Source organism: Escherichia sp. MOD1-EC5433, from assembly GCF_002966005.1.
GTDB classification, from domain to species: domain Bacteria; phylum Pseudomonadota; class Gammaproteobacteria; order Enterobacterales; family Enterobacteriaceae; genus Escherichia; species Escherichia ruysiae.
The window spans coordinates 408603-433658 of the sequence record NZ_PTRL01000001.1; the positions used below are offsets into that span (position 1 = coordinate 408603).

23 protein-coding genes, 1 pseudogene and 1 riboswitch are annotated in these 25056 nt (G+C 49.6%); of the genes and pseudogenes, 11 read left to right on the plus strand and 13 right to left on the minus strand.

What is annotated here, in order from left to right; genetic code table 11:
- Nucleotides 1–17 precede the first annotated feature (17 nt).
- Both glnE and hldE read left to right on the plus strand, forming a co-directional pair.
- Entirely contained in the window at nucleotides 18–2858 is a 2841-nt protein-coding gene (glnE, locus tag C3D30_RS02140) for a bifunctional [glutamate--ammonia ligase]-adenylyl-L-tyrosine phosphorylase/[glutamate--ammonia-ligase] adenylyltransferase (protein ID WP_016231455.1), read from the plus strand.
- Between the two features lie 47 nt (nucleotides 2859–2905).
- Complete coding sequence (gene hldE / locus C3D30_RS02145) at nucleotides 2906–4339, plus strand: bifunctional D-glycero-beta-D-manno-heptose-7-phosphate kinase/D-glycero-beta-D-manno-heptose 1-phosphate adenylyltransferase HldE (protein WP_000869188.1); 1434 nt, start codon at nucleotides 2906–2908, stop codon at nucleotides 4337–4339.
- A gap of 119 nt (nucleotides 4340–4458) precedes the next feature.
- On the opposite strand, the gene ibsE is transcribed toward hldE, so the two are convergent.
- From ibsE to C3D30_RS02170, 4 genes and pseudogenes are all read right to left on the minus strand, one after another.
- The gene (gene ibsE / locus C3D30_RS02150; RefSeq protein ID WP_001387082.1) at nucleotides 4459–4518 is read right to left on the minus strand and encodes a type I toxin-antitoxin system Ibs family toxin; all 60 of its coding nucleotides are present in this window, start codon (nucleotides 4516–4518) and stop codon (nucleotides 4459–4461) included.
- Nucleotides 4519–4834: 316 nt separating this feature from the next.
- Nucleotides 4835–4894 (minus strand): type I toxin-antitoxin system Ibs family toxin, encoded by a 60-nt coding sequence (locus tag C3D30_RS02155; protein WP_105271347.1) that lies wholly within the window; start codon nucleotides 4892–4894, stop codon nucleotides 4835–4837.
- Between the two features lie 238 nt (nucleotides 4895–5132).
- Entirely contained in the window at nucleotides 5133–6794 is a 1662-nt protein-coding gene (locus C3D30_RS02165; RefSeq protein WP_000341009.1) for a flotillin family protein, read from the minus strand.
- Between the two features lie 26 nt (nucleotides 6795–6820).
- A pseudogene (locus C3D30_RS02170) lies at nucleotides 6821–7451 on the minus strand (OB-fold-containig protein).
- A gap of 266 nt (nucleotides 7452–7717) precedes the next feature.
- Here C3D30_RS02170 and glgS point away from each other — a divergent pair.
- Entirely contained in the window at nucleotides 7718–7918 is a 201-nt protein-coding gene (gene glgS, locus C3D30_RS02175; RefSeq protein ID WP_010348753.1) for a cell surface composition regulator GlgS, read from the plus strand.
- A gap of 34 nt (nucleotides 7919–7952) precedes the next feature.
- Here glgS and ubiK read toward each other — a convergent pair whose 3' ends face one another.
- Entirely contained in the window at nucleotides 7953–8252 is a 300-nt protein-coding gene (gene ubiK / locus C3D30_RS02180) for a ubiquinone biosynthesis accessory factor UbiK (protein ID WP_010347865.1), read from the minus strand.
- Nucleotides 8253–8373: 121 nt separating this feature from the next.
- Nucleotides 8374–8522, plus strand: a riboswitch (FMN riboswitch).
- A 103-nt stretch (nucleotides 8523–8625) separates the two neighbouring features.
- Here ubiK and ribB point away from each other — a divergent pair.
- Nucleotides 8626–9279: a 3,4-dihydroxy-2-butanone-4-phosphate synthase gene (gene ribB, locus C3D30_RS02185; protein ID WP_001076997.1), complete on the plus strand. Its 654-nt coding sequence runs from the start codon at nucleotides 8626–8628 to the stop codon at nucleotides 9277–9279.
- Between the two features lie 63 nt (nucleotides 9280–9342).
- On the opposite strand, the gene C3D30_RS02190 is transcribed toward ribB, so the two are convergent.
- From C3D30_RS02190 to C3D30_RS02205, 4 genes are all read right to left on the minus strand, one after another.
- Nucleotides 9343–10395: a fimbrial adhesin gene (locus C3D30_RS02190; RefSeq protein WP_016231454.1), complete on the minus strand. Its 1053-nt coding sequence runs from the start codon at nucleotides 10393–10395 to the stop codon at nucleotides 9343–9345.
- Nucleotides 10392–11132 (minus strand): fimbrial biogenesis chaperone, encoded by a 741-nt coding sequence (locus tag C3D30_RS02195; protein WP_016159762.1) that lies wholly within the window; start codon nucleotides 11130–11132, stop codon nucleotides 10392–10394. The genes C3D30_RS02190 and C3D30_RS02195 overlap by 4 nt, the downstream gene beginning before the upstream one ends.
- 15 nt (nucleotides 11133–11147) lie before the next feature.
- Nucleotides 11148–13670 carry a fimbria/pilus outer membrane usher protein gene (locus C3D30_RS02200; RefSeq protein ID WP_105286392.1) on the minus strand — a complete coding sequence of 841 codons (2523 nt, stop codon included), beginning with the start codon at nucleotides 13668–13670 and terminating at the stop codon, nucleotides 11148–11150.
- Nucleotides 13671–13749: 79 nt separating this feature from the next.
- A complete protein-coding gene (locus C3D30_RS02205; protein ID WP_000915004.1) occupies nucleotides 13750–14313 on the minus strand; it encodes a fimbrial-like protein in 564 nt (187 codons plus the stop codon).
- Between the two features lie 571 nt (nucleotides 14314–14884).
- On the opposite strand from C3D30_RS02205, the gene yqiD reads away from it, so the two are divergent.
- The gene (gene yqiD / locus C3D30_RS20455; RefSeq protein WP_000469267.1) at nucleotides 14885–15055 is read left to right on the plus strand and encodes a protein YqiD; all 171 of its coding nucleotides are present in this window, start codon (nucleotides 14885–14887) and stop codon (nucleotides 15053–15055) included.
- A 57-nt stretch (nucleotides 15056–15112) separates the two neighbouring features.
- Here the strand turns inward: yqiD and zupT are convergent, their stop codons facing one another.
- The gene (gene zupT, locus C3D30_RS02215) at nucleotides 15113–15886 is read right to left on the minus strand and encodes a zinc transporter ZupT (protein ID WP_000115866.1); all 774 of its coding nucleotides are present in this window, start codon (nucleotides 15884–15886) and stop codon (nucleotides 15113–15115) included.
- 142 nt (nucleotides 15887–16028) lie between these two features.
- Between zupT and ygiD the strand changes: the two genes are divergently transcribed.
- On the plus strand, nucleotides 16029–16817 hold the full coding sequence (ygiD, locus tag C3D30_RS02220; protein ID WP_024191170.1) for a 4,5-DOPA-extradiol-dioxygenase: 789 nt from the start codon (nucleotides 16029–16031) through the stop codon (nucleotides 16815–16817).
- Nucleotides 16818–16930: 113 nt separating this feature from the next.
- On the opposite strand, the gene C3D30_RS02225 is transcribed toward ygiD, so the two are convergent.
- The 3 genes from C3D30_RS02225 to tolC form a co-directional block, all read right to left on the minus strand.
- Complete coding sequence (locus C3D30_RS02225; protein WP_000442860.1) at nucleotides 16931–18091, minus strand: glutathionylspermidine synthase family protein; 1161 nt, start codon at nucleotides 18089–18091, stop codon at nucleotides 16931–16933.
- Nucleotides 18092–18096: 5 nt separating this feature from the next.
- Nucleotides 18097–18768: a DUF1190 family protein gene (locus C3D30_RS02230; protein WP_000831543.1), complete on the minus strand. Its 672-nt coding sequence runs from the start codon at nucleotides 18766–18768 to the stop codon at nucleotides 18097–18099.
- 147 nt (nucleotides 18769–18915) lie between these two features.
- Nucleotides 18916–20397: an outer membrane channel protein TolC gene (gene tolC, locus C3D30_RS02240; RefSeq protein WP_105286393.1), complete on the minus strand. Its 1482-nt coding sequence runs from the start codon at nucleotides 20395–20397 to the stop codon at nucleotides 18916–18918.
- A gap of 204 nt (nucleotides 20398–20601) precedes the next feature.
- Here tolC and nudF point away from each other — a divergent pair, with 204 nt between their 5' ends.
- Genes nudF through parE form a run of 5 tightly spaced genes read left to right on the plus strand, consistent with a single transcriptional unit; the run spans nucleotide 20602 to nucleotide 25008 of the window.
- Entirely contained in the window at nucleotides 20602–21231 is a 630-nt protein-coding gene (gene nudF / locus C3D30_RS02245) for an ADP-ribose diphosphatase (protein WP_000917117.1), read from the plus strand.
- Nucleotides 21232–21654 (plus strand): DUF1249 family protein, encoded by a 423-nt coding sequence (locus C3D30_RS02250; RefSeq protein ID WP_000833393.1) that lies wholly within the window; start codon nucleotides 21232–21234, stop codon nucleotides 21652–21654.
- A 24-nt stretch (nucleotides 21655–21678) separates the two neighbouring features.
- Nucleotides 21679–22506, plus strand: coding sequence for a 3',5'-cyclic-AMP phosphodiesterase (gene cpdA / locus C3D30_RS02255; protein WP_000444747.1), 828 nt, complete (start codon nucleotides 21679–21681; stop codon nucleotides 22504–22506).
- Nucleotides 22506–23087, plus strand: coding sequence for an esterase YqiA (gene yqiA / locus C3D30_RS02260; RefSeq protein WP_105286394.1), 582 nt, complete (start codon nucleotides 22506–22508; stop codon nucleotides 23085–23087). The genes cpdA and yqiA overlap by 1 nt, the downstream gene beginning before the upstream one ends.
- 28 nt (nucleotides 23088–23115) lie before the next feature.
- A complete protein-coding gene (gene parE, locus C3D30_RS02265) occupies nucleotides 23116–25008 on the plus strand; it encodes a DNA topoisomerase IV subunit B (RefSeq protein WP_000195277.1) in 1893 nt (630 codons plus the stop codon).
- Nucleotides 25009–25056: the final 48 nt, after the last annotated feature.

Below are 25056 nucleotides of genomic sequence, written 5' to 3' on the forward strand. Positions count from 1 at the left end.
CAAGGATAAAATCGCTTATGAAGCCGCTCTCTTCACCGTTACAGCAGTACTGGCAGACCGTTGTTGAGCGGCTGCCAGCGCCTTTAGCCGAGGAATCACTTAGCACACAGGCGAAGTCAGTACTTACTTTTAGTGATTTTGTGCAGGACAGCGTAATTGCGCATCCAGAGTGGCTAACGGAACTGGAAAGCCAGCCGCCGCAGGCCGACGAATGGCAGCATTACGCTGCATGGTTGCAGAAGGCGCTCAGTGATGTAAGCGATGAAGTCAGTTTAATGCGCGAGCTGCGTCTGTTCCGGCGGCGCATTATGGTGCGCATCGCCTGGGCGCAAACTCTGGCACTGGTTACTGAAGAGAGCATTTTGCAGCAACTCAGCCATCTGGCGGAGACGCTGATTGTCGCGGCGCGCGACTGGCTGTATGAAGCCTGCTGTCGCGAGTGGGGAACGCCGTGCAATACGCAGGGCGAAGCGCAACCGTTGCTGATTTTAGGCATGGGCAAGCTGGGTGGCGGGGAACTGAATTTCTCCTCAGATATCGATCTTATTTTTGCCTGGCCGGAACATGGCTGTACGCAGGGCGGACGCCGCGAACTGGATAACGCTCAGTTCTTTACCCGCATGGGCCAGCGGCTGATTAAAGTGTTGGATCAACCAACGCAGGATGGCTTTGTCTATCGCGTGGATATGCGTCTGCGTCCGTTTGGCGAAAGCGGCCCGCTGGTGTTGAGCTTTGCGGCGCTGGAGGATTATTACCAGGAGCAGGGGCGCGACTGGGAGCGTTACGCGATGGTCAAGGCGCGGATTATGGGCGATAGCGATGGCGTCTATGCTAACGAATTGCGTTCAATGCTGCGCCCGTTTGTTTTCCGCCGTTACATCGATTTCAGCGTGATTCAGTCGCTGCGCAACATGAAAGGGATGATTGCCCGTGAAGTGCGTCGACGCGGTTTGACCGACAACATCAAACTTGGCGCGGGCGGTATTCGCGAAATTGAATTTATCGTCCAGGTGTTCCAGCTCATTCGCGGCGGACGTGAACCGTCGCTGCAATCGCGCTCTTTACTGCCGACACTCAGCGCCATTGCCGCGCTGCATCTGCTTTCTGAAAATGATGCCGAACAATTGCGAGTGGCATATCTGTTCCTGCGGCGTCTGGAAAACCTGCTGCAAAGCATTAACGACGAACAAACCCAGACGCTTCCCGCCGATGAGCTTAACCGTGCGCGGCTAGCGTGGGCAATGGATTTCGCTGACTGGCCGCAACTGACCGGGGCACTGACCGGACATATGACAAATGTGCGTCGGGTGTTTAATGAACTGATTGGCGACGACGAAAGCGAAACTCAGGAAGAGTCGCTGTCGGAACAGTGGCGTGAGTTGTGGCAGGATGCGTTGCAGGAAGATGACACTACGCTGGTACTGGCGCATCTTAGCGAAGATGATCGCAAACAGGTGCTGACGCTGATTGCCGATTTCCGCAAAGAGCTGGATAAACGTACCATTGGGCCGCGCGGTCGCCAGGTGCTCGACCATCTGATGCCTCATCTACTGAGTGACGTTTGTGCGCGTGAAGATGCTGCTGTCACGCTGTCGCGCATTACCGCCTTGTTGGTGGGGATTGTTACTCGCACCACTTATCTTGAGTTGCTTAGTGAATTTCCGGCGGCACTTAAGCATTTGATTTCTCTGTGTGCCGCATCGCCGATGATTGCCAGCCAGCTGGCGCGTTATCCATTATTGCTGGATGAACTGCTCGATCCAAATACCCTCTACCAACCGACGGCGACCGATGCCTACCGTGATGAGTTGCGCCAGTATTTGCTGCGCGTGCCGGAAGATGACGAAGAACAACAGCTTGAGGCGCTGCGTCAGTTCAAACAGGCGCAACTGTTACGCATTGCGGCAGCGGATATCGCCGGTACGCTACCGGTGATGAAAGTGAGCGATCACTTAACCTGGCTGGCGGAAGCAATGATAGATGCTGTCGTTCAGCAGGCGTGGGTTCAAATGGTCGCGCGCTACGGTAAACCGAATCACTTAAACGAACGCGAAGGCCGTGGTTTTGCGGTAGTCGGCTATGGCAAGCTGGGCGGTTGGGAGTTAGGTTACAGTTCCGATCTTGACCTTATCTTCCTCCATGATTGCCCGATGGATGTGATGACTGACGGCGAGCGGGAAATCGACGGGCGGCAATTTTATCTGCGTCTGGCGCAACGCATTATGCATCTGTTCAGTACGCGTACTTCTTCCGGCATTTTGTACGAAGTGGATGCGCGGCTGCGTCCGTCCGGGGCGGCGGGAATGCTCGTGACATCCGCTGAAGCGTTTGCCGATTATCAGAAAAACGAGGCCTGGACGTGGGAGCATCAGGCACTGGTGCGTGCGCGGGTAGTGTATGGCGATCCACAGCTCACTGCGCACTTTGACGCGGTGCGTCGGGAAATTATGATGCTGCCGCGTGAAAGTAAAACTCTGCAAACGGAAGTACGGGAAATGCGTGAGAAAATGCGCGCTCATCTCGGCAATAAACATCGCGATCGCTTTGATATCAAAGCCGATGAAGGCGGAATTACCGATATCGAATTTATTACTCAATATCTGGTGTTGCGCTACGCTCACGAAAAACCGAAGTTAACACGCTGGTCAGACAACGTACGCATTCTGGAACTGCTGGCGCAAAACGACATTATGGAAGAGCAGGAAGCGATGGCGCTGACCCGTGCTTACACTACGCTGCGCGATGAACTTCATCATCTGGCGTTACAGGAATTACCGGGTCATGTGCCGGAGGAGTGCTTCACCGCAGAGCGTGAACTGGTGCGGGCAAGCTGGCAGAAGTGGCTGGTGGAGGAATGAAGTGTGATATTATCGCGCGCAAATTTTGAATCTCTCAGGAGACAGGAATGAAAGTAACGCTGCCAGAGTTTGAACGTGCAGGAGTGATGGTGGTTGGTGATGTGATGCTGGATCGTTACTGGTACGGTCCCACCAGCCGTATCTCCCCGGAAGCGCCGGTGCCTGTGGTTAAAGTCAATACCATTGAAGAACGTCCGGGCGGCGCAGCCAACGTGGCGATGAACATCGCTTCTCTTGGTGCTAACGCTCGCCTGGTCGGGCTGACCGGTATTGATGATGCGGCGCGCGCGCTGAGTAAATCACTGGCGGACGTCAACGTAAAATGCGACTTCGTTTCTGTGCCAACGCATCCGACCATCACCAAACTGCGGGTGCTTTCCCGCAACCAACAGCTGATCCGTCTGGATTTCGAAGAAGGTTTTGAAGGTGTTGATCCGCAGCCGCTGCATGAGCGGATTAATCAGGCGCTGAGTTCGATTGGCGCGTTGGTGCTTTCTGACTACGCGAAAGGTGCGCTGGCAAGCGTACAGCAGATGATCCAACTGGCGCGTAAGGCGGGCGTTCCGGTGCTGATTGATCCAAAAGGCACCGATTTTGAACGTTATCGTGGCGCTACGCTGCTAACGCCGAATCTGTCAGAATTTGAAGCTGTTGTCGGTAAATGTAAGACCGAAGAAGAGATTGTTGAGCGCGGCATGAAACTGATTGCCGATTACGAACTCTCTGCGCTGCTGGTAACCCGCTCCGAACAAGGCATGACCCTGCTGCAACCGGGTAAAGCGCCGCTGCATATGCCAACCCAGGCGCAGGAAGTGTATGACGTTACCGGTGCGGGCGACACGGTAATTGGCGTACTGGCGGCAACGCTGGCAGCGGGTAATTCTCTGGAAGAAGCCTGCTTCTTTGCCAATGCGGCGGCTGGCGTAGTGGTCGGCAAACTGGGAACCTCCACTGTTTCGCCGATCGAGCTGGAAAACGCGGTTCGTGGACGTGCAGATACCGGCTTTGGTGTGATGACCGAAGAGGAGCTGAAGCTGGCTGTAGCGGCGGCGCGTAAACGCGGCGAAAAAGTGGTGATGACCAACGGTGTCTTCGACATCCTACATGCCGGGCACGTATCCTATCTGGCAAACGCCCGCAAACTGGGTGACCGCCTGATTGTCGCAGTGAACAGCGATGCTTCCACCAAACGCCTGAAAGGGGATTCTCGCCCGGTTAACCCGCTCGAACAGCGTATGATTGTGCTGGGCGCACTGGAAGCTGTCGACTGGGTGGTGTCGTTTGAAGAAGACACGCCGCAGCGCCTGATCGCCGGCATCTTGCCAGATCTGCTAGTGAAAGGCGGCGACTATAAACCGGAAGAGATCGCCGGGAGTGAAGAAGTCTGGGCCAACGGCGGTGAAGTGCTGGTGCTCAACTTTGAAGACGGTTGCTCGACGACCAACATCATCAAGAAGATCCAACAGGATAAAAAAGGCTAACCGGAAAGCGGTTCACAGATCTCGTTTCGTGCCAGGTAGACCTATTGACGCTGTTGTTTTTTCAACCTAAAGTAAAGGAACAAGGGTAAGGGAGGATTTCTCCCCCCTCTGATGAGTTGTTAGTAAGTCGGGAAACTTAACAGTAACAACACAACCAGTATGATGACGAACTTCATCATAACCCTTTCCTTCTATAAGGCCCCTTCCTCGGGAGGGGCTTTCCCGTTTCAGCCCCTTACTGACCCCCCGATTGTTGATGAGCGCCAGACCCCGCGCAATGCTTTCTCTGATGCAGTTTTACCTTCCCCGAGTCGACTCGCAAAACGCTGTAACAAGGTGATCATTTGCACTTTTTAGCGGAACGCAGATATAAAAAATCCCCAGCTTTTGGAGCCAGGGATGTGGGATGCAGAAACTTTCTTGACGCTGATTTTTTTTCAACCTAAAGTAAAGGAACAAGGGTAAGGGAGGATTCCTCCCCCCTCTGATTGGCTGTTAATAAGCTGCGAAACTTACGAGTAACAACACAATCAGTATGATGACGAACTTCATCATAACCCTTTCCTTCTATAAGGCCCCTTCCTCGGGAGGGGCTTTCCCGTTTCAGCCCCTTGCTGACTCCCCGATTGTTGATGAGCATCAGACCCTGCGCAATGCTTTCCCTGATGCAGTTTTCTCTTCCCCGAGTCGACTCGCAAAACGCTGCAACAAGCTGATCATTTGCACTTTTTAGCGGAACGCAGATATAAAAAATCCCCGGCTTTGTGTGCCAGGGATGTGAATATAAGAAAATCTACTCTACTTTATCTGCGACGGGAATCGATGAAGCCAATGGTGAAGTCAATGCCGCCAACGAACCACCTGAAACGCCGATTTCATTGAGGAGAGAGTCAATAAGCGGTGCTTGTGTGCGGTAAGAAAGGGCGGCAGACAATGCCTGCTCTGCAAGGTTTCCTCCACCAACGCTACCTGTGCTCGCATCACCCGCAGTACCACCACGCTTCAGACCATCGACCTGAATGATCTTAATACCGTCAATAGACTTCATTGGCTCAACGGATTTCTCTATTACCGCAGGTAGCGCCTGCAACAAGGCCAGTTTGAATTTAAGGCTGGTTTGTTCATCAGAAAGTACGTTGATAGCATCGTTCAATGCGCGTTGTGCTTCCGCTTCCGCCAGGCCTTTTTTACGTGTTGCCTCAGCTAACTCTACGATTGCTGCCGCCTGCATCTCTGCGGCTTCTTTTTCAGCTTTCGCGCGGACGGTCAGTTCGACCGCTTTGGTTTCCGCGTCTTGTGCTGCGGCAATCAGAGCGACCTGCTTGGCACGATCGGCTTCGGCGGTCTGACGTGTTGTTTCTACGTTTTGCTGGGCGCTTACCGCTTCTGCAAGTGCGAGGTTGGCACGCGCTTCCGCTTGTGACTGCTGTTCCGATTTGGCGGCAATAGCGATCGATTTCGTCTGGTTGGCGATTTCGGTGACCTGCTGCTGTTCGATCTCTTTAATGCGAATTTCGCGTTCGGCCTCAACTTTTCTTGAGCGCACGGCCTGTTCGCGGTCAATTTCTGTTTCCTGAATTTGCCGTTCAGCCAGAATACGCGTTTGCTCTGCCTCACGACGACGTTCAGCTTCAAAAGCCGCAATTTTCGCATTCTGCTCTGCGGTGCGGGTTTTAACCTGCTGCTCCTGCTCAAGTGTCATAAACGCTTCTTGCTGTTCAATCTCGAGCTTTCGCGACAGCGCATCACGGTTTTTCTCACGCACCGCAACTTCTACATCCTGTTCAACTTCGTTACGCTCGCGGCGACGGCGTTCTGTTTCCTGGGTCAGCTTGGTTAAACCTTCGGCGTCAAAGGCGTTGTTCGGATTGAAATGCTCTTTCGACGTCTGGTTAAAGTTGGTAAGTGACACGCTTTCCAGTTCCAGACCGTTTTTCGACAAGTCTTCTGCAACGGTATTTTGCACCCCCTGAACGAAGTTTTCGCGTGTATCCTGTAACTCATGCATGGTCATTTGTGCTGCGGTGGCACGCAGAGCATCGACGAATTTATCTTCGACCAGCATCCGCAAATCTTCCGGTGACAAGGTTCGTTGCCCCAACGTCTGAGCGGCGGTGGCGATGCCTTCTACCGACGGTTTTACCCGCACGAAGAAAGCGACCACGACATCGACACGCATACGATCTTTTGTAATCAAACTATCAATCGTCGAGCGACTAACTTCCAGTTTCAATGTATTCATATTGATAGGGATTATTTCATGGAAGATCGGCATAACAATTGCGCCGCCACTCATAACCACTTTTTGTCCGCCTAATCCGGTACGGACAAATGCCTGCTCAGCAGATGCCCGACGATAAAGCCGCGCGAAAATAATACCGATAATAAATAGAACGCATACGGCAACAATCGCCATAAACATCCAGGAAGGCACTAAGTTAACAATATCATCCATTATTAAATTTCCTTTTAATTAAATACTTATAATATATTTGGCCAGGGATTTTTTTTCAGCAAAATACCGCGTTGGAGAAAGTCGGCAAATAATTAATACCTCGTCACCTTTATTAAAAAATTTCCCTTCTTCGGGTTCCAGTAATAAATAGTGTGTTTGACCGAATTGATCGGTGAGTTTTCCTTCACAGGGGTTACCTGAAGTCGCCTGATGACCGGTAATTAATGCCATGCAGCCAATATATTCTTCTTCGGTAATAGCAGAGCTATGGTCACGTGGAACCCAGGGGGCAATTATCTTACCGGTATAATGCACCATGATAATTGAGAGCAGTAAACTGACAGGAACAACGAACAGATTCGAGAGTGGGGCTTGCCAGAGCAAGATGCAGGCGTGTTGTAGCAAAACACCAAGCAGCCCAAAGAAACCGGCTAGCAGGCAGAGGATGACGAGGGCTGGTAGCCGTCCGATATTGAGATAATGAAGCGCCTGACTAATATTACCTTTGGTTATGGAATCGTAATGATCAAGATGTGCATCGAGAGCGCCGGATAGCATATGGCCACAGATAATGGCAATAATTTCCAACAGACCGATTAATAGTACAAAGGAAATAGCGAAAAGATAAGGTGCGTTATAGTCGGCAAATAAAATCATCAGTCACTCCATCGTCCATTCAGTGACGCATTGTTTATTGTGGTATGGTTTCCTTACTTACATTTATCTTGGCTAATAATAACATATGTTAGTGAGTTCTTAAAAGGAGAAGTCATTTAATGTTATTTTTTATTTTTTGAAAAAGTGTGATCCTAAACAATATATTTACGCACGTTATGTTTAAAGGCACTACACTGATTAGGGAATACTGAAATCAGAAAAAGCATATAGCCTTAAAAGGTATGCGATAACCGGAGGATGTGCTTATGGATCATAGTCTTAATTCTTTAAATAATTTCGATTTCCTGGCGCGTAGTTTTGCCAGAATGCATTCTGAAGGCCGCCCGGTCGATATTCTGGCCGTCACCGGTAATATGGATGAAGAACATCGGACCTGGTTTTGCGCCCGCTATGCCTGGTATTGCCAGCGGATGACACAGTCAAAAGAACTGGAATTAGAACATTGATATTACGGGCCATTTGGCCCGTTTTTGTGTTGCTTTATTCTGCTTTATCAACGGGTGGGATGGCTGGAGGAGACTGAACTTCTGCTACCGGATTATTGCGTGCTTCCAATTCACTGATGCGCTGTTCCAGTAACGCCAGTTTCTCACGGGTCCGTAACAGAACCTGCGTCTGAACGTCGAATTCTTCACGGCTCACAAGATCGAGACGCGTCAACTGCGCCTGCAGGGTTTGGCGGATTTTTTTCTCCACATCTTCCCCGAACTCCCTGATTCCTTTAGGCATTGATTCGTGAACCTGGCGAGCAATTTGCTCAATTTTTTTCGGGTCAATCATTGTAGTTTCCCTGTACTGATAGGTGTTTAGTGCCATTGTAGTGCGATAAGGGTAAGTCATAAACCAGAATTATGTGAACCTGTGCGTTGCCGCCGCTAATCATTAGCGTTATAGTGAATCCGCTTATTCTCAGGGCGGGGCGAAATTCCCCACCGGCGGTAAATCAACTTAGTTGAAAGCCCGCGAGCGCTTTGGGGGCAAACTCAAAGGACAGCAGATCCGGTGTAATTCCGGGGCCGACGGTTAGAGTCCGGATGGGAGAGAGTAACGATTCTGTCGGGCATGGACCCGCTCACGTTATTTTGGCTATATGCCGCCACTCCTAAGACTGCCCTGATTCTGGTAACCATAATTTTAGTGAGGTTTTTTTACCATGAATCAGACGCTACTTTCCTCTTTTGGTACGCCTTTCGAACGTGTTGAAAATGCACTGGCTGCGCTGCGTGAAGGACGCGGTGTAATGGTGCTTGATGATGAAGACCGTGAAAACGAAGGCGATATGATCTTCCCGGCAGAAACGATGACCGTTGAGCAGATGGCGCTGACCATTCGCCACGGTAGCGGTATTGTTTGCCTGTGCATCACTGAAGATCGCCGTAAGCAACTCGATCTGCCAATGATGGTAGAAAATAACACCAGCGCCTATGGCACCGGTTTTACCGTGACCATTGAGGCTGCTGAAGGTGTGACTACCGGTGTTTCTGCCGCTGATCGTATTACAACCGTTCGTGCTGCTATTGCCGATGGCGCGAAACCGTCAGATCTGAATCGTCCGGGCCACGTTTTCCCACTGCGCGCACAGGCGGGTGGTGTACTGACTCGCGGTGGTCATACTGAAGCGACCATTGATCTGATGACGCTGGCAGGGTTTAAACCGGCAGGTGTACTGTGTGAGCTGACTAATGACGATGGCACCATGGCGCGTGCGCCAGAGTGCATTGAGTTTGCGAATAAACACAATATGGCACTGGTTACTATCGAAGATCTGGTGGCTTATCGTCAGGCGCACGAGCGTAAAGCCAGTTAATAGCCTGTATATTTTGAATATAGAAAAGCCGGGCATCTGGACTGACCCCGGCTTTTTTGCTATTTAGTGATAGTTTATTTTTACGATCAAGTCTTTCTGGAAGGGGCCGAATCTAAGCGATTCGCCAGGTTTTTGTGTTAATTCCGCCAGGTAGTCATGGGTCGCCGTGGTGGAAGATTGTCCCGGTACATAGGTGGTAAATATTTTATACTGGTTAAATATTACGGAATCCTTCGTTTTTTGGTCGATGATGTTCATCAACAGACCATTTCCCATTTCCAGATGGGTATCGTCGTAGAGTGTGTCACTTGTATAGAAACTTGTTGCAACGTCAAATTGTTCGCTGCAATCAGCAGTGGCATCTTTTATTGTTGAAACACTAAAAGCTGCTTTGGGGGGAAATGTCGAGAAAGAGTTTGCAGCGATTTGACCAAAGTTGACGATCTGGCTCTCTGGATAAATGCGCATAGTTACGCCGCAATCAAGAAATGAAATATTGTCTAGACCTGTAATATTCACATGAAGGTTTTTTGCTCCGGGGTTAGTGTTTGCACCTTGTCCACCATCAAATTGCAACACGTTTACATCCCCAAAGTCCCAACTGAGGCCCTCTGTAGAAGGGGGAAATTGAGCGAGTTTTACATACAAGCGAAAACGAGCATTGAATTCGTTATTTTTCTGATATGTGCTGCCATTACAAGCTTTAGTTGTATATTGATCCCCCGTTGAATTCTTTCGATCCAGACACACTCCCGTATCTATGCTCTGACCATTTCCTTCATAGTCCTGACCGTTATAAGTCACACCAAATATTAAATACGGGTTGTTCAGAACGATGGGATCATTAAACTCTGCCAATTTGATCCAGGCATGAATATTTTCTGTGGGGTTAGCAGATGACCAGTTACCTGCATTGTTGCAAAAAACGTGGACAGCGATATCGTCACTTTCCCAAATTTTCTGACCCAGAATGGCATTTTGAGGAATTCTGAAGGAGGGCATCTCCTTTTCGATCAGCGTAGGTCCTTTGTTTTTATTCTGATAGCAATCGACAGCATAAGAAGAAACGTTAAAAAACAAACACAGAATAGCTAACAGCCTAAAAAGCGTAATCATAATTTTCCCTTTCTGGCTGATGTGCTTTGACACAGAGACTGGACGGAGTTGCACTCAACTTTAAACATTTCCAGACCACCATAGTCGCCAACAAAACCGAGCAGGAATGTGGCTGGCAGGTTGTTCAGGTGCTGAGTCGCTGTTGCAAACGGTGCTACCATAATGCTGTCTGCCCCAGGCATTAATGTTTTTCCGTTAGTGCCTATATAACCAACAGTAATATGATAAGGCGTTGGATTATTGAGCGTGAGTCCTGTCGCAGTACGGCTTACCGTGACTTTTTGCAGAGGCACCATTTGCCCCTCTTTTAATTCAATGGCTTTTGGACGCCAGAATAATTTCAGGCGGCTTTGCATCGCGATCTGCATTACATTCTGTTCTTTGGCGCGAGGCGGAATTTCCCGGACGTTATAGTAGAACAAGGTTTCCCTGTCTTGTGGTAAGTTATTGAGCGATGCCAGTGCCATCAGACGAATTTGCACCTGTTCATCTGCTTCGATACGCTCCATTGGCGGCAGTGTTGAAATATAGTCGCGTGTTTTTTTGCCGCTGGCATCTTCAATCCATGACTGCGCCAGATAAGGTTCAGTTTTGCTTTGATTGGTCAGACGAACTGTCGCACTTTTACTAGAAGCATTAAAAATAATGCGCGTCCTGTCCGGTGAAACCGTGGCCTGGGCAAAACAACTTATCACCAGTAAACAAATCATTCCCGTTGTGATTATTGGCATTTTCATTTCATTCATCCTGAATTAATTGACTTTTTTACACGGTAAAATAATAGCGTTTTCGCTGATATTACTTTTATTGGGCGGAGTCATTTCGCACATGTTATCCCCCCATGTTAAACGCAATGTACTATTTTCCTGAATTCCGCTGAGATAAACGAAGCCATCTTCTGCAACCAGGCCCACATCTTTACCTGATGCTTTATCCGTTACGCTTACTCCCAGTGGCGGGAAACGGCCATTTTCCATGCGGATCACTCCGACGATCTGATATCCGGTGCTGGCATTCAGTTTCGCGTAACCGATCGCGCCCTCAGTGAGCGTGGTGCGAATGACTGAGTTTTGAACATCCACACCTTCGGGCAATTCGTTGTTATTCACTCTTAGCATGGCGGTGGTGTAGTTCGATAAAGAAGGAACAACAGCAACGCCCATCCCGTTGGTCACGGTACGGTTAGAGTTAATCTCAACGCCAGCAATGCCGTCTGTATCCACCATCATGCGGGCATTATCACCGTAGCTATAATCATGAAGCGCAACACCGTGACGCGTGGCTGTCAGAGAGCCGTACCAGCCAGCAGTGATTGAGTTGTATTGATTTGGTTGCATACTACCGTTGATATTCAGGCGTCCCCACGGAGAATAGTGCTGATAACTTCCGCGCAGTGTTGGCTCTCCATCGCGGATATTGTCGTCTGTTGCCGATGCTGAAATATTCCAGGTATTGTTACGATCTGATGTGTCATACCAGGAGATCATTTGCGAGGTATTACTGTCACCGGTACGTTGCATACTGTATGAGATATTACGATTTTGCTGTAAAGGCAGAGAGAATGAGAAATAATACTGATTCTCTTCGTCGTCATCCCAACGAATCCGGCTTATTGCCAGCGAAGCGGAGATCCCTCTGAAATCACCAATATCAAAATTTTTGCTCAAAGACAGGGAGTAATTGGTATTACTTTCACGGTCCCAGTAGGTATTACGTGTAATATTGAGATAAGAGTTCAGCTCCAGCGCAGCAAAGTACTGGTTCAGCGAAATTACATAGCTCTCTTTTTCATTATCGACGTTTTCATCGCCGTTGCGCGAGGCGAGATACTCACTCATCGACACATAATCTTTATCAGAGAAACGATAACCCGCGAAGGTAATCTGGCTCCCAGTTGATTCGAAATGTTTTGCGTAGTTAAACCGATAACTATAGCCGCGTAATTTATCGCTATTCTGTTGTTGCAGAGAGGCTTCTGCGCCGGTGACATCGAATGAAAGCGAGCCGAACTGATTAAGGTTAAAACCTACACCGGTAGTAATCGCCTGATAATCATCAGCCGTAAACATGCCGCCGCCATAGAGAGAGACGTTATTCAGCCATCCCCATGAGGCTTCCGTCGTCCAGAAGAATGGGTTATTGATATCGTTATGCCCAACGGAGGTTGGTTTCCCAAGTGACATTTTATAGCGCACTTGCCCTTTACGGGTTAAATAAGGGATAGAAGCAGCGCCGACTTGAAAGGTGTTGGTGCGACCATCTTCTTCTTCTACAGTGACATCCAGTTGCCCCTGGAGCGATTGCCCCAAATCAGAAATGGTAAATGGCCCTGGTGAAACGGTAGTTTGATAAAGGACTCGACCATTTTGTGCAACGGTGACTTTGGCGTTAGTCTGCGCGATACCGGTAATTTGCGGGGCGTAACCCTGTAAATCGGGTGGCAACATACTTTCGTCACTTTCTAAGGATGCACCAGTAAAGTGGAATGTATCGTAAAGATTGGAACTCAGATCGTATTGCCCCATGGTAAATTTTGATGACCATGTGGGGATAGGACGGAACAAATAGGTGCGCGCAAAGTCGCCGTCGTGGCTAACGGAACGGCCTTCAGTAAGATTCTGATTATATTGATAATCACTGCGTAAACGCCATGCGCCGAGGTTGAAACCTAATGTGCCGTAGGAACTGATATTTTGGGTGCTGTCGCCGTGATGTGGCGCATACTGACTGGCGTACAGGTTGTAGTCGAGAATAAACCCTGCGATACCGTCATCCCAGAATTCGGGGGGAGTCCAGTTTTTGGCCTGATATTTGAGCCATGCCTGAGGAACACTGAGTGATAACACCATTGTTGACTTATCGAGGCGCGTTATTAATTCTGGTTTTAGGCTTAAATCAAGGCAGTCAGTGCTTTGTATTGTTTGTAAGGTTTCAATGAATTCTTCATTCAGGCCAAAGTTAGTTAAATGCTCTTTCGTCAGGCACAGTAACGAACCGCTTTCTGTATCTGCTTTTACCCAGTCCAGCGTCGACGCTTGCGGTAATATATTTTTATTGATCTGCACGCGAACAAGATATTTGCCTGGGGTGATATATCCTTTTTTCTCGAATCGGGAGAGATCGATATTTGCACGATCTTCAACGTCAATCATATCAACGTTGAATTCTACCGCTTGTGTCGGAAAAACTAATAACAGTGAGCATACAACACCAGAAAGGACATTTTTTATTGAGAGAGATAATTTATCCCGACTAAACGTGTTTTTAGTTTGCATAAAAATCCATTTTTACAATGTCCCAAACAGCCGATGAAACTTCATCGGCTTGATTTTCTGGCGTTATCTATGAGTATTATTATTTGTAGTCGAGGACATAGTTTGTCTGCGCCTGGACGTTACCTGGTGTTGCATTTTTAGCCAGGGATTCCATGCGAGCTTTGAAGTTCAGCTCCTGGAATGAGTTGGTGGTAGGGAAATTGATGGTGACTGGAGTACCCAGGGTCACATTAGTGTTGTCAGATTTTATCAGGCGAACACCAACACCCGATGCACTACCGATGTTGCCATCAAGGGTGTTTTTCAGCAGGCTGGAGTCAGTGGTATCAACGCTGGCAGAACTGAAGGTAATTTTGACTTTATCGACAGTATTTGTGCCATCAGACAAAATGCAGTCCTGCAGATGAATGGTGACATCTACCGGCAGAGATTTTTGTCCACTGTTCAATACAGTGCTGGCAACTTCACCAAGGTTGATGGTTTGATCTTCATCACCAGGCGCGATAGAACATGGTGCATCGATAACTTCACCTTTAAAAGTGATTTTACCTGACCCCTGATTTGTATCATCAGCAAGAGCGTTAAAAGCGACACCAGAAATTAACGTAGCCGCGAATGCAGACAGAAGGGTTTTCTTTAACATGAGTATAATCCTTTATAAATAGGAAGTATGAAATATGAGAGAAAATATATTTTTTGAATGAAATATTAATTTCAGTAAAATGTTATCACGTGGCTAAATGCAAGTCTTGTTATGTTTTTTTAAATTGACTTTAAGAAAAACTTAAACAATAAATAAAGAAAATGAATTTGCTATTACATCAATCAAAATAAATAAAATTAATTGATGTGGTGAATGTTGTTTTGAGTAAACAGGTGAAATTAACCTCCGTTGTTAGGCGGTTTGTGCTTGTCGGTAATAGCTTTTCATTTATATTCTGAATGCTAATGAAATATTGTAAACATATGGGTTACATAAAATGGCAACAATGAAATATATATAATGAATAGATACCCTATGTTGAAATAAGTATAAGTATTTTTAATGTAAAGGGTGTTTTTCGAACAACAAATGATATGTTCCTGTTCATTAAATATGATCGAAATCATATAATTGTTTCTCTATTATGCGACCATATGAATATATCCGAAAATGGATGTGTGAAATTTATTCGCCAAATGTTTAATAATGTTAAATATTAAGGGTAAAAAGGATGTTTATCGCCTGGTACTGGATTGTATTGATTGCGCTGGTTGTGGTGGGTTATTTTCTGCATCTGAAACGTTATTGTCGGGCGTTCCGCCAGGACAGAGACGCACTGCTGGAAGCGCGTAACAAATACTTAAGCAGTGCGAGAGAAGAAGTAGCAGAAAAGCTGGAATAGAGCTTTTGTGATGTCTGCAGATGTTGTCCATGCGCGGGACAACATCTGAAGTCGTTTTTAACCAATTCCTGCCGTTTGTAGCAGCACTAAACTGAACCCCATTACTGACATTCCACATAGCACGCCATAGCTGGGGTTATTATTGGGATCAATTTCTTTGGCCAATGGCATTAATTCGTCAACGGAAAGTGCGACCATAATACCCGCAACCGCCGCCATGATTGCTGCCATTACCACTGGAGAAATCATGCTACCGAGGATTAACCACGCCAGAACACCACCGAGAATTTCTGCCAGTCCAGAAATCCCGGCCCACAGAATTGCGGTGCGTTTCGAGCCTGTTGCAGCATAAACCGGTCCTGCTACTGCCAGACCTTCAGGAATATTGTGCAACGCCACTGCCAGAGCGATACCAAAGCCCAGCTCCAGGTTACTGCTCGCTGTGACAAAGGTGGCAATCCCTTCCGGGAAGTTATGCAGGCTGATACCCAGAGTGAGCAAAATGGCAGTGCGCTTGATTGATTTTGGTAGCGGCTGCACTGATTTTTGCATTAAATCCTGCGGGTGGGCATGGGGCAACATGCGGTCCAGGCCAAAATAGCCCAGCAAACCAACGATAAACATACCGTAGCCCAGCACAGGCGACATCCCTTCGGCGGCTAATGCGGCAGGAAGCATCTCCATTAATGAGATGAGCAACATGATCCCCGCCGCAAATCCCAGCGAAAACGCCAGCAGTCGGTTTGAGGGTTTTTGTCCAAGAACGCCGAGAAACGCGCCAATAAACGTGGCTGCCCCCGCCAGTATGGTCAGAATGAGAGGTACTGACATCGACAACTCCTTATAATTCTTCAACTTCAGGTGGAGCTTCAAAATAACTGATGATCATCATCATGGTTATCTGGGTTCTTCGCCCACCGAACAAGCGTATTGTGAGGATATCAAAATGACACCTTCAATTAAGGATATCATCATGTCTTCAACGCGTATGCCAGCATTGTTTTTAGGTCACGGTAGTCCGATGAATGTGCTGGAAGATAATTTATATACCCAGGCCTGGCAGCAGCTAGGCGAGACATTACCGCGCCCGAAAGCGATAGTCGCTATTTCTGCGCACTGGTTTACTCGTGGCACGGGAGTAACGGCGATGGAAACGCCGCCGACAATTCATGACTTTGGCGGTTTTCCTCAGGAATTATACGAAACGCATTATCCGGCTCCGGGTTCACCAGCGTTGGCACAGCGACTGGTCGAATTGCTGGCACCAGTACCCGTTACCCTGGATAAAGAAGCGTGGGGTTTTGACCACGGTTCCTGGGGCGTGCTGATTAAGATGTATCCTGACGCTGACATCCCGCTGGTACAGTTGAGTATTGACAGCACTAAACCCGCCGCGTGGCATTTCGAAATGGGACGTAAACTGGCGGCGCTGCGCGATGAAGGGATAATGTTAGTTGCCAGTGGCAACGTGGTGCATAACCTGCGCACGGTGAAGTGGCATGGTGATAGTTCACCGTATCCGTGGGCGATGTCATTTAATGAGTATGTGAAAGCGAATCTGACGTGGCAAGGGGCGGTTGAGGAGCATCCACTAGTGAATTACCTCGACCATGAAGGTGGGGCGTTATCGAACCCAACAGCGGAACACTTTCTGCCACTGTTGTATGTATTAGGTGCGTGGGATGGTCAGGAGCCGGTGACTGTTCCGGTTGATGGCATAGAGATGGGCAGTTTAAGCATGTTGTCGGTGCAGGTAGGCTAACGGAGAAAATGTCCCCCTTTGTCGGCCCACATCCGGCAACGGCTGTCAGATGCGGCGTAAATGCCTTATTTGAGCAATGAAACCGGATGGCGAATGCCATCCGGTATCATTGATTACTCTACAAAAATATGAGGATAAAACCGTGACATATCCTGGGTGATTAATGCACGGTCTTCACGAATCCCAATTCCGGCAGGCTGATCATTCACCAGCCAACTACCAATCAGCATATAACTGTCGCCAAATTTCGGTAGTGGATGGAATTGCTGAACAATCATGCCTTCTTCGCCATACGGACCTTCCGCTGCTTCAATGGTTTTGCCGTTCTCAATGATCGACACGTTTGCGCCTTCACGGGAGAAGATCGGTTTAACCACATATTTTTCCATTTGCGGATGATCATCTTCCGCAAAATAAGCGGGCAGCAGGTTCGGGTGATTCGGGAACATCTCCCACAGTAGCGGTAGAAGTGCCTTGTTGGAGATAATGCTCTTCCACGCCGGTTCCAGCCAGCGTACGCCTGCATCCTCCAGCTTGGTGGAAAACATCTCACGCAACATAAATTCCCACGGATACAGCTTGAACAGGTTGGAAATTACCTGATCCTGTAAATCCGTGAACTGACCTTTTTCACCTAACCCGATATCATCGATGTAGAGGAACTCAGTAGCAATTTCAGCTTCCGTTGCGCAGTCCTGCAAATACTGAATGGTTCCGCGATCTTCCACTGTGTCGCGACAGCAGGTGAGATGCAGCAACTGGAAGCCATACTGTTCACGCAGCTCAACGAAGCGATCGATCAGTTTTTCTTGCAGACTGTTAAACTGGTCGCTGCCCTCCGGCAAGTTACCGGCGTTAAGCTGATCTTCCAGCCAGATCCACTGAAAGAACGCCGCCTCGTATAGTGACGTTGGCGTATCGGCGTTATTTTCCAGAAGTTTAGGTTCGCCAGTGCCATCCCACGCCAGATCAAGACGCGAATAAAGCGATGGCTGGTGCGTCAGCCATGACTGGCGCACAAAACTCCAGGTGTGTTTTGGAATGCGGAATTTGGTCATCAGCTCATCGCTGGCGATCACTTTTTCCACCACTTTCAGGCACATCTGGTGCAGTTCGGCGGTGACTTCTTCCAGCTTTTCAACCTGGGCGAGGGTCAACTTGTAGTAAGCATCTTCACACCAGTACGGCTCGCCGTACATGGTGTGAAAATTGAAACCGTATTCGTGGGCTTTCTCACGCCAGTCCGGGCGCTCGGTAATACTGACTCTTTCCATCGGTATCAGCCACCCATTGAACGAGAAGAGGTGCCGGTTGCGCTACGCTGCATAGTGCTTTGTTTGGCAACAGATTCACCAAAACCGCCACGGGTAACGGTAGTGGTGGTCGCCGGTTTTGGTGCCATTGCCGTCTTCGGTACGGTCATGGTGCGGCCTGGCTGGGCTGCGCCATAGTTTTTACCCGTCGCGTCGGTATATTTACCGTAAGCCGGACTGGCTGGATTTTTCGAGGAGAACAGCGGCTGCTGTGCAAATCCCGCGCCGCCGCCCATCAGACGCCCCATCATGTAACCGGCCATCAGCGGCATCCAGAAACTCCCGCTGGATTGCTGAGCCTGCGCCTGGTTTTCTGGTGCCATGCCAGCCTGGGCTGGTGCTTGCTGGCACTGACCTTCACCAAATTCAGCAACACAGTCTTCACGGGTGGCGTATTTCGGCGCAGTACGTTCGGCTTCTTTCAGCGCATTGTTGTACGCGGTGGTACATTCGGCGCTTTTGCCTGGGTTTGCAGCTGAACAGTCGTCAGCATTTTGATAGAGAGACACTGTTTCATCACTCTTTTCACAGCCAGCCAGCATAAAAACAGTGGCAACCGCGAGAGCGACTGGTGTCAGATGGCGTGCGCTCCAGTTTTTACGGAACGATGCGTGGCGTATGGATTTTGTCCGTTTCATTTTTGTCTTCCGGGACCAGTGGTAAATACCCATCAGAATAGAGGATGGCTGGTCGAAATTGAAGCGAGAAGGGGGAAGAATGCGGCAGATAACCCGTATCTTTACGTTGCCTTACGTTCAGACGGGGCCGAAGCCCCGTCATCGTCATCAGTTACGGAAAGGGTTATGACCGTTACTGGTGGTAGTGCGTGCGGATGTTTGCTGAACAACTGGTGCCGGGCTATCAGGCGCATAGCCATCAGCAATAGCATTCTGTTCTGGCGTTGGCGGTGCAACGTTTTCCGGGTTAGTGGAAACCGGTTTGCTCAGCGCATTGTTCAGTGCCAGCAGATCCTGCTCGTTCAACGTACCCAGGGCTGACTTAATATTCAGCTGGTTAATCAGGTAGTTATAACGCGCATTCGCCAGCTCTTGCTTGGCGTTGTACAGCGTGGTGGTCGCATCCAACACATCAACAATGGTACGCGTACCGACCGAGTAGCCCGCTTCCATCGCGTCTAATGAGCTCTGGGCGGAAACCACGGCTTGTTTGTAGGCGTTAATGCTACTGATAGATGCATTAATGTTGTTGAAAGAGGAACGTACGGTCTGCACGACGCTACGATGCGCGCTTTCCAGTTGTTCGCTGGCACCAACAAAGTTGTACTGGGCCTGTTTCACCTGCGAGTTAACCATTCCGCCCTGATAAATTGGCAGCGAGAAGCTCAGGCCCACTTTGTTCTGGCCCATATTGCTGTCGTCATACTGGGTACCAGCGGCACCACGGGTTTTCGAACCGCTATAAGAGGTGTCAGAAATCCCGGTAGAAGCCGTTAAATCCAGCGTCGGTAAGTGACCATCCTGCGCCTGGCGAATTTGCTCGCGCGCCAGGTCCTGGCTCAAGCGTGCCTGTAACAGCGACAGGTTGCGTTTTTCGGCTTCTTTCAGCAGCGCGTTAACCGGCTGTGGTTTGTCGGTTTTAAAGTTTTCGACATTCAGCGCCGCCAGTTCCGGATAGTAGTTACCGGTGATCTGGCGCAGCTGCTCTACCGCGTTATCAAGGTTATTACGTGCGGTCACTTCGTTCGCCAGCACGGTATCGTACTGTGCGCGGGCATTCTGCACGTCGGTGATCGCTACCAGGCCCACGTTAAAACGTTGGGTGGTTTGATCTAATTGACGGTAGATCGCTTCTTTTTGCGCCTGTGTATAGGAAAGAACGTCAATAGCATTCAACACGTTGAAATAAGCGGTCGCGGTGTTGAGGATCAAGGTTTGCTGATCGGTCTGATACGTGACGTCCTGAATCCCTGCTGCTTTTTCCTGCAGCGTTAACGCACGCCATTTCGACATATCAAAAATGGATTGAGTTAACTGCAGGGACGCACTAGTCGCGTTAGAGTTAATGCCGTTCGCGTCGCGGTAGCCGTTGCTATAGGTGTAATCTGCACCTAAACCTAGCTGTGGCAGTAATGGACTGCGCGCTTCATTAATTTTTTCAAAGGCAGCATCACGATCGGCGGCAGACTTACGCAATTCCGGGTTACTAAGGCGTGCTTGCTGATAAACTTGCATCAGGTTCTCGGCCTGGCTCAACGAACTGAACCCAGAAAGGCTCAGGCCGATAAGAATGGGGAGCAATTTCTTCATTTGCATTCCTTGTGGTGAAGCAGTATTTAGCGCGATCAAACTGTAAAATTATTGCGGATTCTAGCAGAAGCCGCTACCGCAAAAGGTTGGCGTTACGTGCCATAGGGCGTTAATGTGCCTCAATTTAACACATGACTGCTCAAACGGCAGTCAAACGTCGCTGAAATTCACATTTAATTCACTATTAGTGCCAGGACATTAACAATGCTTAAGCCAGACAACCTGCCCGTTACATTTGGCAAAAACGATGTAGAAATTATTGCACGAGAAACACTTTATCGCGGCTTTTTTTCATTAGATCTTTATAGATTTCGTCATCGTCTATTCAACGGGCAAATGAGTCATGAGGTACGGCGGGAAATTTTTGAGCGCGGTCACGCCGCAGTCTTGCTACCCTTTGACCCAGTGCGTGATGAAGTTGTGCTGATTGAGCAGATTCGGATTGCAGCGTACGACACCAGCGAAACCCCTTGGCTACTGGAGATGGTTGCCGGGATGATTGAAGAGGGTGAAAGTGTGGAAGATGTTGCCCGTCGCGAAGCGATTGAAGAGGCGGGACTGATAGTCAAACGGACCAAACCGGTGTTAAGTTTCCTGGCAAGCCCGGGGGGCACCAGTGAGCGTTCGTCAATTATGGTGGGCGAAGTGGACGCCACGACCGCAAGCGGTATTCACGGTCTGGCTGATGAAAACGAAGATATTCGCGTTCATGTGGTAAGCCGGGAACAGGCATACCAGTGGGTAGAAGAGGGGAAAATCGACAACGCAGCGTCGGTCATCGCTTTGCAATGGCTGCAGCTGCATCATCAAGCGTTAAAAAATGAGTGGGCATAAATGAAGCGTTACACACCTGACTTTCCTGAAATGATGCGCCTGTGCGAGATGAACTTTTCACAATTGCGCCGTTTGTTGCCGCGCAATGACGCACCCGGCGAAACTGTAAGCTATCAGGTGGCAAACGCACAATATCGGCTGACGATTGTGGAATCGACCCGATACACTACCCTGGTGACAATAGAACAGACTGCGCCCGCGATCAGTTACTGGAGCCTTCCGTCAATGACGGTGCGTCTGTATCATGACGCGATGGTGGCTGAAGTGTGTTCAAGCCAGCAGATTTTTCGCTTCAAAGCGCGGTATGATTATCCTAATAAAAAGTTGCATCAACGCGACGAAAAGCATCAAATTAATCAGTTTCTAGCGGACTGGTTGCGATACTGTTTAGCACATGGAGCGATGGCGATTCCGGTTTACTAGCGTCGTGAAACCTAAGGACACCATTTGGAAAGCCTGTTAACCCTTCCTCTGGCTGGTGAGGCCAGAGTCAGGATTTTACAAATTACCGACACTCACCTGTTTGCGCAAAAGCACGAAGCCCTGTTAGGGGTAAACACCTGGGAAAGCTACCAGGCGGTGCTGGAGGCGATTCGGCCACACCAGCACGAATTCGACCTGATTGTCGCGACAGGTGATTTAGCGCAGGATCAATCCTCTGCGGCCTATCAGCATTTCGCTGAAGGCATCGCAAGTTTTCGTGCGCCCTGCGTCTGGCTGCCGGGCAACCACGATTTCCAGCCCGCGATGTACAGCGCGTTACAGGATGCGGGTATCTCCCCGGCGAAGCGGGTGTTTATTGGTGAGCAATGGCAAATCCTGTTGCTGGATAGCCAGGTGTTTGGCGTGCCGCACGGTGAGCTGAGCGAGTTTCAGCTTGAGTGGCTGGAACGTAAACTGGCCGATGCGCCAGAACGCCATACGTTGCTGCTGCTGCATCATCATCCGCTACCTGCGGGTTGTAGTTGGCTTGATCAACACAGCCTGCGTAACGCGGGCGAACTGGATACCGTGCTGGCGAAGTTTCCGCACGTCAAATACTTGCTGTGCGGTCATATTCATCAGGAGCTGGATCTCGACTGGAACGGTCGCCGCCTGCTGGCAACGCCGTCGACCTGTGTGCAGTTTAAGCCGCACTGTTCCAACTTTACGCTGGACACCATCGCGCCCGGCTGGCGTACTCTCGAGTTACATGCTGATGGCACGCTGACCACCGAGGTGCATCGCCTGGCGGACACACGTTTCCAACCTGATACCGCTTCAGAAGGCTACTGATGTCTACGCTTCTTTATTTACACGGTTTCAACAGCTCGCCGCGCTCTGCAAAAGCGAGCTTGTTAAAAAACTGGCTGGCGGAACATCACCCTGACGTTGAGATGATCATTCCGCAGTTGCCGCCGTATCCTTCCGACGCGGCAGAACTGCTGGAATCCATTGTCCTGGAACATGGCGGCGATTCGCTGGGTATTGTCGGTTCGTCACTGGGGGGATATTACGCCACCTGGTTGTCGCAATGTTTTATGCTGCCCGCAGTAGTGGTAAACCCGGCGGTGCGCCCGTTTGAACTGCTAACAGACTATCTCGGTCAGAACGAGAACCCCTACACCGGGCAGCAATATGTGCTAGAGTCACGCCATATTTACGATCTCAAAGTCATGCAGATTGACCCGCTGGAAGCGCCGGATCTTATCTGGCTGCTGCAACAGACGGGAGATGAAGTGCTGGATTACCGCCAGGCGGTGGCGTACTACGCTTCCTGCCGCCAGACTGTAATAGAAGGCGGCAACCACGCATTTACGGGCTTCGAAGATTATTTCAACCCGATCGTCGATTTTCTTGGTCTGCACCATTTCTGACGATCAACTCGAATTGCTAACTTAAACCATGACGCAAACTTATAACGCTGATGCCATTGAGGTACTCACCGGGCTTGAGCCGGTTCGCCGCCGCCCGGGGATGTATACCGATACCACTCGCCCTAACCATTTGGGGCAAGAAGTTATTGATAACAGTGTCGATGAAGCACTGGCGGGTCACGCAAAACGCGTGGATGTAATCTTACATGCTGACCAGTCGTTAGAAGTTATTGACGATGGGCGCGGGATGCCGGTGGATATTCACCCGGAAGAGGGTGTACCGGCGGTTGAACTGATTCTTTGCCGTCTGCACGCAGGCGGTAAATTTTCTAACAAAAACTACCAGTTCTCTGGCGGCCTGCATGGCGTGGGGATCTCGGTGGTTAACGCCCTGTCAAAGCGCGTAGAAGTCAACGTGCGCCGCGATGGTCAGATTTATAATATCGCCTTTGAAAATGGCGAAAAGGTTCAGGATTTGCAGGTTGTCGGCACTTGCGGTAAACGAAATACCGGCACCAGCGTGCACTTCTGGCCGGATGAAACCTTCTTTGACAGCCCGCGCTTTTCTGTTTCCCGGCTTACACATGTACTGAAAGCCAAAGCAGTACTGTGTCCCGGCGTTGAGATCACCTTTAAAGATGAGATCAACAACACTGAGCAACGCTGGTGCTATCAGGACGGTCTGAACGATTACCTGGCGGAAGCGGTAAATGGTTTACCGACGCTGCCGGAAAAACCGTTTATTGGTAATTTCGCTGGCGATACTGAAGCGGTTGACTGGGCGCTACTGTGGCTACCGGAAGGTGGTGAACTGCTGACCGAAAGCTACGTCAACCTGATCCCAACGATGCAGGGCGGTACGCACGTTAACGGTCTGCGTCAGGGCTTGCTGGATGCGATGCGTGAGTTTTGCGAATACCGCAACATTTTGCCGCGCGGCGTGAAGCTGTCGGCGGAAGATATCTGGGATCGCTGCGCATATGTGCTGTCAGTAAAAATGCAGGACCCGCAGTTTGCCGGGCAGACCAAAGAGCGCCTCTCTTCGCGTCAATGTGCGGCATTCGTTTCTGGCGTGGTGAAAGATGCCTTTACCCTGTGGCTGAACCAGAACGTCCAGGCGGCGGAACTACTTGCTGAGATGGCAATTTCCAGCGCCCAGCGTCGTATGCGTGCCGCCAAAAAAGTGGTACGTAAAAAGCTGACCAGTGGACCGGCACTGCCCGGAAAACTGGCAGACTGTACTGCGCAGGATCTCAATCGTACCGAACTGTTCCTCGTGGAAGGGGACTCCGCAGGCGGATCCGCCAAGCAGGCGCGCGATCGTGAATATCAGGCGATCATGCCGCTGAAAGGTAAGATCCTTAACACTTGGGAAGTCTCTTCCGATGAAGTACTGGCCTCGCAGGAAGTGCACGATATTTCGGTAGCGATCGGTATTGATCCTGACAGCGATGATCTTAGCCAGCTACGTTACGGCAAGATCTGTATCCTCGCGGATGCGGACTCCGATGGCCTGCACATTGCCACGCTGCTCTGCGCTTTGTTTGTAAAACACTTCCGCACGCTGGTGAAACATGGTCACGTTTACGTCGCTCTGCCACCGCTCTACCGTATTGATCTGGGTAAAGAGGTTTATTACGCGCTGACAGAAGAAGAGAAAGAGGGCGTACTTGAGCAATTAAAACGCAAGAAAGGCAAGCCGAACGTTCAGCGTTTTAAAGGGCTGGGGGAAATGAACCCGATGCAATTGCGCGAAACCACGCTTGATCCGAATACTCGCCGTCTGGTGCAGTTAACCATTGATGATGAAGACGATCAGCGTACTGACGCGATGATGGATATGCTACTGGCGAAGAAACGCTCGGAAGACCGCCGTAACTGGTTGCAAGAGAAAGGCGACATGGCGGAGATTGAGGTCTGATAATCCTCCCGTCAGGAGAATAAAACATAGCCCAGTATACAATCGTAT

Excerpts from the sequence above, each read along its gene's own strand:
- glnE (WP_016231455.1), top strand. The coding sequence starts at position 18 with ATGAAGCCGCTCTCTTCACCGTTACAGCAGTACTGGCAGACCGTTGTT.
- hldE (WP_000869188.1), top strand. The coding sequence starts at position 2,906 with ATGAAAGTAACGCTGCCAGAGTTTGAACGTGCAGGAGTGATGGTGGTT.
- C3D30_RS02165 (WP_000341009.1), bottom strand. The coding sequence starts at position 6,794 with ATGGATGATATTGTTAACTTAGTGCCTTCCTGGATGTTTATGGCGATT.
- glgS (WP_010348753.1), top strand. The coding sequence starts at position 7,718 with ATGGATCATAGTCTTAATTCTTTAAATAATTTCGATTTCCTGGCGCGT.
- ubiK (WP_010347865.1), bottom strand. The coding sequence starts at position 8,252 with ATGATTGACCCGAAAAAAATTGAGCAAATTGCTCGCCAGGTTCACGAA.
- ribB (WP_001076997.1), top strand. The coding sequence starts at position 8,626 with ATGAATCAGACGCTACTTTCCTCTTTTGGTACGCCTTTCGAACGTGTT.
- C3D30_RS02190 (WP_016231454.1), bottom strand. The coding sequence starts at position 10,395 with ATGATTACGCTTTTTAGGCTGTTAGCTATTCTGTGTTTGTTTTTTAAC.
- C3D30_RS02195 (WP_016159762.1), bottom strand. The coding sequence starts at position 11,132 with ATGAAAATGCCAATAATCACAACGGGAATGATTTGTTTACTGGTGATA.
- C3D30_RS02200 (WP_105286392.1), bottom strand. The coding sequence starts at position 13,670 with ATGCAAACTAAAAACACGTTTAGTCGGGATAAATTATCTCTCTCAATA.
- C3D30_RS02205 (WP_000915004.1), bottom strand. The coding sequence starts at position 14,313 with ATGTTAAAGAAAACCCTTCTGTCTGCATTCGCGGCTACGTTAATTTCT.
- yqiD (WP_000469267.1), top strand. The coding sequence starts at position 14,885 with ATGTTTATCGCCTGGTACTGGATTGTATTGATTGCGCTGGTTGTGGTG.
- zupT (WP_000115866.1), bottom strand. The coding sequence starts at position 15,886 with ATGTCAGTACCTCTCATTCTGACCATACTGGCGGGGGCAGCCACGTTT.
- ygiD (WP_024191170.1), top strand. The coding sequence starts at position 16,029 with ATGTCTTCAACGCGTATGCCAGCATTGTTTTTAGGTCACGGTAGTCCG.
- C3D30_RS02225 (WP_000442860.1), bottom strand. The coding sequence starts at position 18,091 with ATGGAAAGAGTCAGTATTACCGAGCGCCCGGACTGGCGTGAGAAAGCC.
- C3D30_RS02230 (WP_000831543.1), bottom strand. The coding sequence starts at position 18,768 with ATGAAACGGACAAAATCCATACGCCACGCATCGTTCCGTAAAAACTGG.
- tolC (WP_105286393.1), bottom strand. The coding sequence starts at position 20,397 with ATGAAGAAATTGCTCCCCATTCTTATCGGCCTGAGCCTTTCTGGGTTC.
- nudF (WP_000917117.1), top strand. The coding sequence starts at position 20,602 with ATGCTTAAGCCAGACAACCTGCCCGTTACATTTGGCAAAAACGATGTA.
- C3D30_RS02250 (WP_000833393.1), top strand. The coding sequence starts at position 21,232 with ATGAAGCGTTACACACCTGACTTTCCTGAAATGATGCGCCTGTGCGAG.
- yqiA (WP_105286394.1), top strand. The coding sequence starts at position 22,506 with ATGTCTACGCTTCTTTATTTACACGGTTTCAACAGCTCGCCGCGCTCT.
- parE (WP_000195277.1), top strand. The coding sequence starts at position 23,116 with ATGACGCAAACTTATAACGCTGATGCCATTGAGGTACTCACCGGGCTT.